1 protein-coding gene is annotated in these 275 nt (G+C 71.6%); it reads left to right on the forward strand.

Annotated features, from left to right (window positions below):
* Positions 1-275, forward strand: a 275-nt coding sequence (locus tag HKX41_11395) for an NUDIX domain-containing protein (GenBank protein NNC24736.1), incomplete at both ends; no start/stop codon positions are given.

Raw genomic sequence — 275 nt, forward strand, 5'->3', positions numbered from 1 at the left:
CGCCGCGGCCGCCCGGCGCGAACTCGCAGAGGAGACCGGCCACGAGGCCGAGGCGGTCGAGCCGCTCGCGACCGTCGAGCCGACCAACGGCATCGCCAACTCGGTCCACCACTACTTCGTCGCGCGCGGGTGCGAGCCGAGCGCCGACCAGAACCTCGACTTCAACGAGAGCATCAGCCCGACGACGGTCGGCTACGACGACCTCAAGCGGGCCGTCCTCGCGGGCGAGGTCCGCGACGCGCGGACGGTCCTCGGCGTACTCTACTACGAACTCG

Origin of the sequence: Salifodinibacter halophilus, from assembly GCA_012999515.1 — a bacterium.
GTDB classification, from domain to species: Bacteria; Pseudomonadota; Gammaproteobacteria; order Nevskiales; family Salinisphaeraceae; genus Salifodinibacter; species Salifodinibacter halophilus.